Annotated in this window: 14 protein-coding genes; 3 read left to right on the forward strand and 11 right to left on the reverse strand. The window is 74.0% G+C overall.

The features are described 5' to 3' along the window. Positions 1-184: 184 nt before the first annotated feature. Positions 185-1,159, reverse strand: coding sequence for a carbohydrate kinase family protein (locus ACYU8I_RS03690; protein WP_460837569.1), 975 nt, complete (start codon positions 1,157-1,159; stop codon positions 185-187). Between the two features lie 99 nt (positions 1,160-1,258). Between ACYU8I_RS03690 and ACYU8I_RS03695 the strand changes: the two genes are divergently transcribed. Continuing rightward, the gene (locus ACYU8I_RS03695; RefSeq protein ID WP_460837571.1) at positions 1,259-1,510 is read left to right on the forward strand and encodes a hypothetical protein; all 252 of its coding nucleotides are present in this window, start codon (positions 1,259-1,261) and stop codon (positions 1,508-1,510) included. A 98-nt stretch (positions 1,511-1,608) separates the two neighbouring features. Here the strand turns inward: ACYU8I_RS03695 and erpA are convergent, their stop codons facing one another. From erpA to ACYU8I_RS03730, 7 genes are all read right to left on the reverse strand, one after another. Beyond that, positions 1,609-1,971, reverse strand: coding sequence for an iron-sulfur cluster insertion protein ErpA (erpA, locus tag ACYU8I_RS03700; protein ID WP_460837573.1), 363 nt, complete (start codon positions 1,969-1,971; stop codon positions 1,609-1,611). A gap of 134 nt (positions 1,972-2,105) precedes the next feature. Beyond that, the gene (locus tag ACYU8I_RS03705) at positions 2,106-3,200 is read right to left on the reverse strand and encodes a glycerate kinase family protein (protein ID WP_460837575.1); all 1,095 of its coding nucleotides are present in this window, start codon (positions 3,198-3,200) and stop codon (positions 2,106-2,108) included. Between the two features lie 34 nt (positions 3,201-3,234). After that, positions 3,235-4,437 carry a sensor histidine kinase gene (locus ACYU8I_RS03710; RefSeq protein WP_460837576.1) on the reverse strand — a complete coding sequence of 401 codons (1,203 nt, stop codon included), beginning with the start codon at positions 4,435-4,437 and terminating at the stop codon, positions 3,235-3,237. Between the two features lie 70 nt (positions 4,438-4,507). Then, entirely contained in the window at positions 4,508-5,074 is a 567-nt protein-coding gene (pspAB, locus tag ACYU8I_RS03715; RefSeq protein WP_460837578.1) for a PspA-associated protein PspAB, read from the reverse strand. Positions 5,075-5,081: 7 nt separating this feature from the next. Then, on the reverse strand, positions 5,082-5,990 hold the full coding sequence (gene htpX, locus ACYU8I_RS03720; RefSeq protein WP_460837579.1) for a zinc metalloprotease HtpX: 909 nt from the start codon (positions 5,988-5,990) through the stop codon (positions 5,082-5,084). 77 nt (positions 5,991-6,067) lie between these two features. Further along, a complete protein-coding gene (gene pspAA, locus ACYU8I_RS03725) occupies positions 6,068-6,346 on the reverse strand; it encodes a PspA-associated protein PspAA (RefSeq protein ID WP_460837581.1) in 279 nt (92 codons plus the stop codon). Next, the gene (locus ACYU8I_RS03730) at positions 6,343-7,149 is read right to left on the reverse strand and encodes a PspA/IM30 family protein (RefSeq protein ID WP_460837583.1); all 807 of its coding nucleotides are present in this window, start codon (positions 7,147-7,149) and stop codon (positions 6,343-6,345) included. Before ACYU8I_RS03730 ends, pspAA begins: the two co-directional genes overlap by 4 nt. Positions 7,150-7,238: 89 nt before the next feature. Here ACYU8I_RS03730 and ACYU8I_RS03735 point away from each other — a divergent pair, with 89 nt between their 5' ends. Continuing rightward, positions 7,239-7,835 carry a DUF3043 domain-containing protein gene (locus ACYU8I_RS03735; RefSeq protein WP_460837585.1) on the forward strand — a complete coding sequence of 199 codons (597 nt, stop codon included), beginning with the start codon at positions 7,239-7,241 and terminating at the stop codon, positions 7,833-7,835. Between the two features lie 43 nt (positions 7,836-7,878). Here the strand turns inward: ACYU8I_RS03735 and ACYU8I_RS03740 are convergent, their stop codons facing one another. Then, positions 7,879-8,127 carry a hypothetical protein gene (locus tag ACYU8I_RS03740; protein WP_460837588.1) on the reverse strand — a complete coding sequence of 83 codons (249 nt, stop codon included), beginning with the start codon at positions 8,125-8,127 and terminating at the stop codon, positions 7,879-7,881. Positions 8,128-8,196: 69 nt separating this feature from the next. Next, on the reverse strand, positions 8,197-9,303 hold the full coding sequence (gene gcvT, locus ACYU8I_RS03745) for a glycine cleavage system aminomethyltransferase GcvT (RefSeq protein WP_460837590.1): 1,107 nt from the start codon (positions 9,301-9,303) through the stop codon (positions 8,197-8,199). Between the two features lie 114 nt (positions 9,304-9,417). Between gcvT and ACYU8I_RS03750 the strand changes: the two genes are divergently transcribed. Next, positions 9,418-10,986, forward strand: a complete 1,569-nt coding sequence (locus tag ACYU8I_RS03750) for a leucyl aminopeptidase (protein WP_460837687.1) — start codon at positions 9,418-9,420, stop codon at positions 10,984-10,986. Here ACYU8I_RS03750 and ACYU8I_RS03755 read toward each other — a convergent pair. Further along, the gene (locus tag ACYU8I_RS03755) at positions 10,983-11,363 is read right to left on the reverse strand and encodes a hypothetical protein (protein ID WP_460837592.1); all 381 of its coding nucleotides are present in this window, start codon (positions 11,361-11,363) and stop codon (positions 10,983-10,985) included. The genes ACYU8I_RS03750 and ACYU8I_RS03755 overlap by 4 nt on opposite strands. Between the last annotated feature and the right edge of the window lie 31 nt (positions 11,364-11,394).

Here is an 11,394-nt window from a genome sequence, read left to right on the forward strand (position 1 = left end):
AACTGACTCAACAGCCGAACCTTTCGGATCGCACCGGCCCTTGTGGAGCAGGGCTGGGTGAGCGTGGACTGAGGATTCCCAAAGACTCCTGAAGACTACTACTGCGGCCCCCAGGACCAGCCTCCGGGCCGTGTGGCGCGTGCAACCTCCTGGGGCGCCGCGACCCGGCTGCCAAGCCCGGTCGTCATAGCAGGCGCGGGGCCACCGCCTGCGCCGCGTCGTCGCCGTACGCCGACGCCAGACGCGCGAGGAACTGCTCGCTCGTGAAGGTGTACTCCTGGGTGCCGACGCGCTCCACGACGTACGCCGCCAGGGTGCAGCCGACCTGCGCGGCCGCCTCGTGGCCGAGGCCCCAGTCGAGGGCGGCCAGGAAGCCGGCGCGGAAGGCGTCTCCCACCCCGGTGGGCTCGACGGCCGTGACGTCGGGGACGGCCGGCACGACGACGGGGTCGGCGCCGGCGGCCACGACGCGCACGCCCTCGGCGCCCAGGGTGACGACCTGCGTGCCCACCCGGGCGAGCACCTCGGCCTCGCTCCAGCCCGTCTTGGTCTGGATCAGGTGCGACTCGTACTCGTTGCTGAACAGGTAGGCGGCGCTCTCGATGAGCTCGCGGATCAGCTCGCCCTCGCCGAACGCCAGCTGCTGGCTCGGGTCGGCGACGAAGGCGTAGCCGCGCTGGCGGCACTCACGGGTGTGGCGGCGCATGCCCTCGGGATCGTCGGGCCCGACCAGGACGTACGTCGGCTCCCCCACGCGGCGGGCGATCGGCTCGAGCTCGAGCAGCCTCGCCTCGCTCATCGCCCCGGGGTAGAAGCTCGCGAACTGCGCCATGCTCGAGTCGGTGGTGCACACGAACCGGGCGGTGTGCTTGTCGGCGGAGATCCGCACCGAGTCGCAGTCGACGCCGTGGCGCTCCAGCCAGGAGCGGTAGTCGGCGAAGTCCTCCCCCGCCGCCCCGACGAGCACCGGGCGCAGCCCGAGGGCCGCGAGGCCGAAGCTGATGTTGCCGGCGCACCCGCCGCGCCGGATCTCGAGGTCGTCGACCAGGAAGGAGACGGACAGCTTGTCGAGCTGGTCGACCACCAGGGAGTCGGAGAACCGACCCCCGAAGCTCATCAGGTGGTCGGTCGCGATGGACCCGGCGATGAACAGCGACAACGGGGGCTCCAGAGGGTCTGGGAGGGCACGCGGAGGACACCGCAGACTACCGATCGGTACGGCTCGGCGTACCCCGCGGTAGCCCCTAGCGTCGCTGGCATGACCTACGACCGCCGCCCGTACGACGACGCCGACACGACCGGGCAGATGACCCTCGACGCCGCGGCGTGCAGCGCCCGGCTGGTGCTGCCGCGCCAGCGGGCGCTCTCGGGTGTCCCCTCCGCCGCCGACGTCCGCCGCCCGGCACCCCGGCTGACCCACGACGCGTGGGTCGAGTCGCCGAAGCGTGAGATCGAGGTCAGCGAGGCCGCGGCCCACCTCGCCGCCCGGCTGCACCTGCACCTCGACTGACCCGGCGCTCCCCCGACACGCGACGAGGGCCGTCCACCTGGTGGTGGACGGCCCTCGTCGTCTCGCGCGACAGCAGCGGGGCGCTGCGGAAGTCGGGGTCAGTGGAAGCTGTCGCCGCAGGCGCAGGAGCCCGAGGCGTTGGGGTTGTCGATGGTGAACCCCTGCTTCTCGATGGAGTCGACGAAGTCGATGGTCGCGCCGGAGAGGTAGGGCACGCTCATGCGGTCGACGACCACGTCGACGCCGTCGTAGTCGGTGACGACGTCGCCGTCGAGGTGACGCTCGTCGAAGAACAGCTGGTAGCGCAGGCCCGAGCAGCCGCCCGGCTGCACGGCGATGCGCAGCTGGAGGTCGTCGCGGCCCTCCTGCTGCAGCAGGCTCCGGACCTTGCTCGTGGCGGCCTCGGTGACGTTGATGCCGTTGGTGCGCTGCTCGGTGGGGGTCTCGACCTGCTCGGTCATGCTCGCTCCAGTGGTGTGGGACGGATGCTTCGGGCGACGGGGCCCCGCCGCGAGCCTGTCGCCCGCCGGGCGTGGCGGCCCGTCACGTGCTCAAGTGTGACACGGCGGGGTTTGTTCCCGCGGGTCGAGCACGCTCAGCGGCTCCACGTGCGGGCGGTGCGCTCGGCGAGCTGCTCGAGCGCCTCGGCCGGCGCGGCGAAGGCGCGCTCCTCCCCCACGAGCTCGACCAGGGAGTACGCCGACTCGATGCCGAGGGCGCGCATCTCGCGGGCCCCGACGAGCACCTGGCCGGCCAGGGCGACGCACGGGACCAGCCGCCCGGTGGCCACCTGGGCGACGCCGTAGGGCACCTTGCCGGCGCGCGAGGAGAAGTCGAAGGCGCCCTCGCCCGTGAGCGCGAGCCCGGCGCCGTCGAGGTGCGCGTCGAGGCCGACGGCGTCGGCCACCACGTCGAGGCCGCTGACGCGCTCGGCACCGAGCAGCGCCAGCGCGTAGCCGAGGCCCCCGGCCGCGCCGGTGCCCGGGCGCGAGGCGACCTTGCGGTCGGTGACCTCGGCGAAGTGCTGCAGCCACCCGTCGAGGGTCACCAGCCGCTCCTCGGGCACGCCCTTCTGCGGGCCGAAGACCTTCGTCGCGCCGTTGATGCCGAGCAGCGGGTTGTCCACGTCGGACGCCGCCACCAGCTCGACGCCCGCGACGAGCTCGCGGGCCCGCTCGACGTCGACGCCACCGACGTCGGCGAGACCGGCCGGTCCGTCGGTCATCGATCCGGCCGTGCACGTCGCGCCGAGCGCGGCCAGCAGCCCGGCCCCGGCATCGTTGGTCGCGGAGCCCCCCAGGCCGACGACCACGCGGCTCGCACCGGTGCCGACGGCAGCGAGCAGCAGCTCGCCGAGCCCGGCCGTGCTGCCGCGCTCCGGTGCACGCTGTGCAGGCTCGGTGAGGTGCAGGCCGACCGCCTGCGCGCTCTCGACGTACGCCGTGGCGCCCACGCGCAGCACCGCGGCCGGGACCGGGACGCCGTACGGGTCGGTCACGGTGACCGCCCGCAGCTCGCCGTCGAGGGCCGCGTGCAGGACGTCGAGGAAGCCGGGGCCGCCGTCGCTCATCGGCACCTCGACGAGCTCGTCGTCGGGGGCCCGCCGCGCCCACCCGCGGGCGATGGCGGCGGCGGCCTCGACGGCCGTGAGGGTGCCGGCGAACTTGTCCGGGGCGATGACGACGCGCATGCAGGGCAGGCTACGGCCGGTGTGGCGACGGGGGTCAGGTCGCGGTGGGCCCGACAGGCACCTCGAGCCAGAAGCACGCGCCCCCCAGCGGCGACTCCTCGACACCGATGCGACCACCGTGCACCTGCGCCACCCGTCGACAGGTCGCCAGGCCGATGCCCTGCCCGACACGGGCCAGGACGCCCTCGCCGATGCCGCGTGTCATGGGCTCGAAGATCCGCTCGCGCTGGGTCGCGGACACCCCGGGCCCGTTGTCCTCCACCTGGATCCGCCAGGCCTCGGCGTCGGTGGTGCCGGAGATCCGCACGACCGGGTTCTCACCGTCGCCGGCGTACTTGAACGCGTTGTCGACGAGGTTGAGCAGGAGCGCGCGGAGCAGCACCGGGACGGCGTCGACGACCGGCAGCTCGCCCACCTCGACCGCCACCCGGTCACGCGCCACCTCGAGGTCCTGCAGGACGTCGGTCACCAGGTCGGCCACCCGCACGGGCACCAGCTCGGGCCGACCCCCGAGCTGGGCGAACTCGAGGAGCGAGGCGACGGTGCGCTGGAGGCGTTCGCTGCCGGCCAGCGCGGTCCGCAGGAGCTCGGGCGCCTCGCCCTCGACCAGGTCGTCGCGAAGCCACTGCAACGCGAAGGTGATGGTGGACAACGGTCCCTGCAGGTCGTGCGCGACCTGTCCGGCGAAGGCGCTCAGGTGCTCGTTGGTGCGGTCGAGCAGCTGGAACCGACCGCGGGTCGCGTTCAGGACCTCCGAGACGCTGCGGGCGTTCCGCCTCGCCTCGAGCGCCAGCATGCACGACCGGGCCACCTCGTGCAGCGCCTCGACGAGGTGCGGGGCGATGTCGAGCCGGCCCTCGGAGAACACGCAGACGGTTCCGATCGTGACGCCGGCACTGGTCACGAGAGGACTCGCGGCGTAGCCGACGAGGTCCCCGCTGACGACGAGCCCGACGTCGGAGTACCGGACGTCCTGCGTCGCGTCGGGCACCTGGACGTCGCCGTGCTCGGTGGCCAGGACGCGCGCGCACATCGAGTCCGGCAGCGGCGTGGTCAGGGAGCGGCCGTCGGCGTTGACGAGGGTGACCTGGGCCTCGTCGGTCAGGACGTTGAGCTGGGCGTCGGAGGCGCCGGTGAGGAGGCGAGCCGCGTGCAGCAGGTGCGTGATGGCCTCGGGCGGCCGCCGGTCGAGCAACCCGAGCGCAGCGATCTCCGCCCGTCGCGCCGCCCCGTCCACACCGACGAACCTAAACTCGCCTCGCAGCGTGCACAACCGGACGGTCGCGCCGTCCCACCAGGCGACGCGGTCAGCCGGTCAGTCCCCAGATCGGCAGCCAGCGCGAGGGGTCCTGCTCGAACGGCAGGTCGGCACCGACCGCGTCACGCAGCTGGCGCTCGCGCAGGGTGTCGCGCTGCTGGCCGCCTCGCGGCACGAAGGGGTAGAAGGTGCCCTGCTTGTAGAGGTAGACGAGGTGCGCGGGCTGCGCGGCGTCGTCGACGAACGAGACCACCGAGCACAACAGGCTGGAGGAGAAGCCCTGGCTCTCGAGCGCCGAGTTGACCGCGTGCAGGTCGGTGACGAGCCCCGCGACGTCGGGCGGGTCGGTGCGGACGGTGAGCCAGGTGTAGCCGTAGTCGTCGACCCGGGTCACGGTGCGCGGTCCGCCGCCGCTGCCGACGAGGCCGGCGGCCTCCTCCTGGCTGACCCGCGCTGCCTGGCCCTCTGCGGCGCGGAAGCACACGCTGCCGGCGCCGGTGGCGTGCAGCCCCAGCGCGGCCTCGAGGCTCATCGCCGCGGACGGCACCCCGAAGAGGGCGTCGAGGTTGGCCTGCTTGGGCGTCGTGCGGCCCCGCAGCGCGTCCCAGAACCCCACGCGCGCCTCAGTACGCCCGGCCGAGCTCGGCCTGGATCCTGGCCAGCTGGTCGAGGCGCTGCTCCAGCGGCGGGTGGGTCGAGGTGAGGGTGCTCATCGAGACGCCCTTGATCGCGGGGGCGATGAAGAAGGCGTTCATCTTCTGCGAGGCCCGCAGGTCGCGCTCTGGCACGTTGTTCATCTGGCCGCTGATCTTCTGCAGCGCCGAGGCGAGCGCACCGGGCTTCTGCGTCAGGTAGGCGCCCGAGCGGTCGGCGCACAGCTCGCGGTAGCGCGAGAGCAGCCGCAGCGCGATGAAGCTGACGGCGTAGACGACCACGCTCACCAGGACCGCCAGCAGCACCGCGGCCGCGCCGCCGTTGTCGCGGTTGCCGCGGCCCAGGGCGCCGAACTGCGCGCCCTGCATGGTCATGCCGGCCACGATGCCGGCGGAGGCCGCCGCGGTCATGACGAGCACGTCGCGGTGCGCGACGTGCGACAGCTCGTGGGCGAGCACGCCCTCGAGCTCCTCGGCGTCGAGCACCTGCAGGATGCCAGTGGTGACGCAGACGGCCGAGCGCTGCGGGGACCGGCCGGTCGCGAACGCGTTGGGGATCGGGCTGTCGGCGATGGCGACGACGGGCTTGGGCATGTCGGCCATGACGCAGAGCCGGTCGATCATGCCGTGCAGCTCGGGCGCCTGCTCCGGGGTGACGACCCGGGCCCGCATGGCACGCAGGGCCACGGTGTCGGAGCGCCACCACTGGAAGATGCCGATGCCGATGCCGACGAGGCCGAGCAGGGCGCCCACCGCCACGCTGCGGGTCGCTCCCGCCACCGCCACGACGATGGCGACGAACAGGGCGCCGAGCAGGAACATGGTGGCGGTCATGCGGGCGGTCAGACCGCTGTCGGACTGGAAGCGTGTGCGGGCCATGTCAGGTCAACGTCGCTGTCGTCGGTCGGCGTTCCCGTGGGAACCCGAGAATCTGGTGAGAACCGGCGCGCTCGGCCTCAACCGGGGATGAGGCCCTCGTCGCCGAGCAGGCCGCGGACCTCCTCGAGGGAGGCGTCGGCCGGTGGCAGGATGAGGTCGGAGTCGTGCAGGAAGTCGGCATCGACCTCGGTGCCGACCGAGCGGACCTCGCCGAGCAGCGACTCCAGCGCCCCGGCGAACGCGGTCTCGTCGCCCGCCTCGACCGCCGACTCCACGTCGGCGTCGAGCGCGTTGAGCCGCTCGAGGTGCTCGTCGGCGACCTCGAGCTGGCCCTCGCCCATGATCCGGACGATCATCGCTGCTCCTCCTGGGCCTCGGAGGTGGTCTCGGTCGTCGCGGTGGAGGTGTCGGTCGGGGCGCCGGTGGGGGTACCTGCACCCTGCTCGAGCTCCTGGCGACCGGAGCCGCCGCCCTTGAGCGCGGCCAGCTCGGCCTCGACGTCGGCACCGCTGCTCATCGCCTCGAGCTCGCGGGAGATGTCGTCGCCGCGCGAGAGCGAGCTGGCGTCGTCGAGCGCGCCCGAGGCGATCAGCTCGTCGACCGCGCCGGCACGGGCCTGCATCTGCAGCGTCTTGTCCTCGGCGCGCTGGATGGCCATGCCGACGTCGCCCATCTCCTCGGAGATGCCGGAGAAGGCCTCGTTGATGCGGGTCTGCGCCTCGGCGGCGGTGTACGTCGCCTTGATCGTCTCCTTGCGCGTGCGGAAGGACTCGACCTTGGCCTGCAGCCGCTGGGCGGCGAGCGTGAGCTTCTCCTCCTCGCCCTGCAGCTGGGCGTGCTGGGCCTGGAGGTCGGAGATCTGGCCGGTGAGCCCCGACTTGCGGGTGAGCGCCTCGCGGGCGAGGTCCTCGCGCCCCACGTCGATCGCCTTCTGCGCCTGCTGGGTCAGCTTGTCGGCCTGCGACTGCAGCTGGTTGACCTGCAGCTCGACGCGCTTGCGGCTGGTCGCGACGTCGGCGACGCCCCGGCGCACCTTGGTCAGCATCTCCAGCTGACGCTGGTAGCTGTAGTCGAGGGTCTCGCGGGGGTCCTCGGCACGGTCGAGGGCGGAGTTGGCCTTGGCCCGGAAGACCGTGCTGATGCGCTTCATGAGGCTCATGGGCAGAACCTACCCGCTGCGACCAGGGGCGGCCCAGGGCCCCGGTAGGCTGCGAGACCCGTCGTCGACCCGTCCCGAGGACCCCCGCCGTGCTGCGCCGTACCAAGTCCGAGCCCGCCGAGACCGCCGAGGCCGCCCCCGTGGCCGCCCCCGCCTCCGGCGCCACCACCGCCGGCAAGGGGCGTCCGACGCCGTCCCGCAAGCAGGCCGAGGCGGAGCGCAAGGCTCGGGCCCGCGCCACCGTCGACTCCAAGGCCGCCCGCAAGCAGCAGCGCGAGAAGCGCGCCGACGCCGCGAAGCGTCAGCGCGAGGGGATGAAGCAGGGCGACGAGAAGTACCTGCTCGCCCGTGACAAGGGCCCGGTCAAGAAGCTGACGCGCGACTTCGTCGACGCCCGCCTCTCGCTCGCCGAGCTGCTGCTGCCCATCCTGATCGTCTCGCTGGTGCTCAACAGCTCGGGCAGCGCGGCCCTCGTGGGCTTCGGGTCCACGCTGATGACGACCTCGGTGCTGGTCGTCTTCGTCGACACCGCCTTCGCCGTCTGGCGGCTCAAGCGCGTGCTGCGCGCCGAGCTGCCCGACGAGAGCCTGAAGGGGGTCACCTTCTACGCCGTCATGCGGATGCTGCAGATCCGCCCGACGCGCATCCCGAAGCCGCGGGTGCGCATCGGCGGCCGCCCCAAGTAGGACGTCGGACCGGGACGTCGTGCCGGGACGTCGGCCCAGGCCGTCAGGCCGGGTCGAGCGACATCGGGCCGTAGACCTCGCGGTCGCCCTCGAACAGGGTGACGCTGCCGACGCCGTCCTCGGCCAGGTCGGGGTAGGCCTCCCCCAGCCACGTCTCGGCGTCGCTGCGTGTCGGGAACTCCACGCGCTCGCGCTCCAGCACGGCGCCGTCACGGTCAAGCAGCTGCCACCACCAGGGCACCTGGTCGCTGCGGCGGGTGCCGCCGAAGGTGGGCTCGAGGCTGTTGGTCATGGGGACCTCCCGTGGGTCATCGGTGGGGCCGGGGCCTGACCCCCCGGTGCCCGATCCTGCGGCGTCCGCTCAGGCGCGCACGTCGGTCGTCACGAACGGGGGCCTGACCACGGCGAACGCCTGGCCCCGACCCCGCACGTCGACCAGCACCTCCGCGTCGGGGGCGACCCCGGCGTCGAGGAGGGCGAGGGCGATGCCCTGCTTCAGGGTCGGGCTGAAGGTGCCCGAGGTGACGGTGCCGACCGGGTCGCCGTCGACGGTCGTGACCGACATCCCGGCGCGCGGGATAGCACGCCCCTGGGCGAGCAGGCCCCGCAGGACCCGGCCCGGCCCGGCCTCGCGCTCGGCCAGCAGCGCCTCGCGGCCGGCGAAGGCGGGCTTGGCCCAGCCCACCGCCCAGCCGAGCCGCGCCTGCACCGGGGTGATGTCGGGGCCGACGTCCTGCCCGTGCAGGGGGTAGCCCATCTCGGTGCGCAACGTGTCGCGGGCGCCGAGCCCCGCCGGCACCACGTCGTACGCCGCCCCGGCCGCGAGCAAGGAGTCCCACAGCGGCCCGGCGGCATCGGCCGCGGTCACCAGCTCGTAGCCGACCTCGCCGGTGTAGCCCGTGCGGCAGACCACGACCTCCGCGCCGCCGTGCTCGGTGACGGCGAAGCTCATGTAGGGGTGCCCGGCGGGCAGGCCGACGTCGCGCAGCAGCGCCTCGGACCGCGGCCCCTGGACGGCGAGCACGGCCCGCTCGGCGTGGAGGTCCTCCACCTCGACGCCGGCCGGCACCGCGGCGCGGACCCGGTCGAGCACGGCGGCGCTGTTGGCGGCGTTGGGGACGAGCATGGCGCGGTCGTCGTCGTGCACGTAGAGGATGAGGTCGTCGACGACGCCGCCGTCGTCGGCGCACAGCAGGGTGTACTGGGCGCGGCCGGGCCCGATGCGCGTGACGTCGTTGGTCAGCAGGGCGTCGAGGGCCGCGACGGCACCGGGCCCCCGGACCTCGGCCGTGCCGAGGTGGCTGACGTCGAAGACGCCGACCGCCTCGCGGACCGCGGTGTGCTCGCGCACCACGCCGCCGCCGGCGTACTCGAGCGGCATCTCCCAGCCGCCGAACGGGGCGAGCTTGGCGCCGAGGGCGACGTGACGGTCGTGCAGGGGCGAGCGCAGCGCAACGGGGTCGGGCATGGCCGGAACGTACCGCAGCGTCCGACCACCCCCGGGCCCGTCCTGGGCCTCGTCCTGGGGCCTGTCATGGGGCTCGTCCTGGGGCCGGTCGGGGCGTCGGGGGCGGCCTCTACGATGCACCGGGTGACGACCTTCACCCTGCGCAAGGGCAACCCCGCCAAGACCCGCACCGACGTCGTCGTGGTGGGGGTGGTGCGCCGCTCGCCCGGTCGCCGCGCCGCGGGCTCGGAGCCCCGGCACGAGGCCGCCGCGGGCGGCGAGGAGGTCGCCAGGGCCTACGGTCGCCGCTTCACGCCGCTGCTGAGCGCCGCCGGCTTCCGCGCCGAGGTGGCCGAGACGCTGCGCGTGCCCGCGGGCGACGCCGTGCGCGCCGGTCAGCTGCTGCTGGTCGGGCTGGGTGCGACCGACGAGCTCGACGCCGATGTGCTGCGGCGGGCCGCCGGCGCGGTCGCCCGCGACCTCGGCAACGCCGCCTCCGCGGCCCTGGCTCTCCCGCTGACCGACCCGGCCGACGTCGCCGCCGTGGTCGAGGGCTTCGCGCTCGGCGCCTACACCTTCACCCGCTACAAGTCCGGTCCGGCGCCGAGCACCGTCGGCGAGGTGGTGCTGCTCAGCGCGGCGGCCCGCGACGACGCCGTGGTCGCGGCGGTCGAGCGCGGTGAGGTGCTCGCCGCGCACGTCGCGCGCGCCCGCGACTGGGTCAACACCCCGCCCAACGACCTCACCCCGTCGGTCTTCGCCGACGCCGTCGTGGCGCTGGCCGCCGAGCAGAAGGGCCGCGGCCGCAAGGTCGAGGTCGAGGTGCTCGGCCCCGACGAGCTGCGTGCGCTGCAGTGCGGCGGCGTGCTGGGGGTCGGGCAGGGCTCGGCCCACGAGCCCCGCATGGTGCGGCTGACCTGGGCGCCCGACGACGCCGTGGCGTCGGTGGCCCTCGTCGGCAAGGGCATCACCTACGACTCCGGCGGTCTGACCATCAAGCCCGGCAGCTCGATGGCGACGATGAAGTACGACATGGGCGGCGCCGCCGCGGTGCTGGCTGCGACCTTCGCCGTCGGGACGCTCGGGTTGCCGGTCGCGGTCACCACCTACGCCCCCATGGCGGAGAACATGCCCTCGGGCAGCGCCATGCGCCCCGGCGACGTGCTGACGATGCACGACGGCCAGACCGTCGAGGTCACCAACACCGACGCGGAGGGTCGGCTGCTGCTGGCCGACGCGCTCGCGATGGCGATCGAGCAGCAGCCCGACGCCGTGGTCGACGCCGCGACGCTCACCGGCGCCTGCATGGTCGCGCTGGGCGAGCGCTACGCCGGCGTCTTCGGCCACGAGACCACGGTCGCCGACGTGCTCGGTGCCGCCGAGGCGGCGGGCGAGCTGGCCTGGCCGATGCCCATCCCCGAGCAGAGCCGCACGGCCGTGGGCGAGAGCCCGGTGGCCGACGTGCTGCAGGCCAACTGGGTGCGGTGGGGCGGGGCGTCGTACGCCGCCGCCTTCCTCGAGCGCTTCGTCGGCGACACCCCCTGGGCCCACGTCGACCTCGCCGGCCCCGCCTGGAACTCCGGCGGCCCCGCCGGGCACGTCACGGCCGGCGCCACCGGATACGGCGTCACCACGCTGGTGGCCTGGGTCGCCGCCCAGGCCGAGCAGGCCGAGGATCTGGCCGGGGACCCGGCCGACGGCTAGGCCCGGTCGGCCTCGTCGTCGAGCGAGCGGCGCAGCATCTCGCGCTGCGCGAGCTTCTGGCGGTGGTTGTAGTCGCGCATGCGCTGCGGCACCCCGACCAGCCCGGCGTCGTACGACGGCACGCCGTTGCGGTTGCAGAAGTCGTGCGCCCACGCGACCGACGGCACGCGGCGCCGGGTCCACTCGCCGTCGTGGGCGACGAGAAGCAGCGTCACGTCGGTGACGGTGGTGCGGGGCTCGACGAACCCCTCGACCCCCTTGCGGGAGGCGACGAAGTCACGCAGGTGCGCCTGGTCGGCACCGTCGGAGTGGCGCACGACGGGGCCGTCGCCCGCACCGCGGCGCGGTACGCGGCGGAATCGGTCCAGCAGTCCCATGGCCCCCAGTGTGCGGCATCGGGCACAGCCA

This window comes from Nocardioides marmoraquaticus, assembly GCF_054777915.1.

Excerpts from the sequence above, each read along its gene's own strand:
- ACYU8I_RS03705 (WP_460837575.1), bottom strand. The coding sequence starts at position 3,200 with ATGCGCGTCGTCATCGCCCCGGACAAGTTCGCCGGCACCCTCACGGCC.
- ACYU8I_RS03730 (WP_460837583.1), bottom strand. The coding sequence starts at position 7,149 with ATGAGCCTCATGAAGCGCATCAGCACGGTCTTCCGGGCCAAGGCCAAC.
- ACYU8I_RS03755 (WP_460837592.1), bottom strand. The coding sequence starts at position 11,363 with ATGGGACTGCTGGACCGATTCCGCCGCGTACCGCGCCGCGGTGCGGGC.
- htpX (WP_460837579.1), bottom strand. The coding sequence starts at position 5,990 with ATGGCCCGCACACGCTTCCAGTCCGACAGCGGTCTGACCGCCCGCATG.
- gcvT (WP_460837590.1), bottom strand. The coding sequence starts at position 9,303 with ATGCCCGACCCCGTTGCGCTGCGCTCGCCCCTGCACGACCGTCACGTC.
- ACYU8I_RS03695 (WP_460837571.1), top strand. The coding sequence starts at position 1,259 with ATGACCTACGACCGCCGCCCGTACGACGACGCCGACACGACCGGGCAG.
- erpA (WP_460837573.1), bottom strand. The coding sequence starts at position 1,971 with ATGACCGAGCAGGTCGAGACCCCCACCGAGCAGCGCACCAACGGCATC.
- ACYU8I_RS03740 (WP_460837588.1), bottom strand. The coding sequence starts at position 8,127 with ATGACCAACAGCCTCGAGCCCACCTTCGGCGGCACCCGCCGCAGCGAC.
- pspAA (WP_460837581.1), bottom strand. The coding sequence starts at position 6,346 with ATGATCGTCCGGATCATGGGCGAGGGCCAGCTCGAGGTCGCCGACGAG.
- ACYU8I_RS03750 (WP_460837687.1), top strand. The coding sequence starts at position 9,418 with ATGCACCGGGTGACGACCTTCACCCTGCGCAAGGGCAACCCCGCCAAG.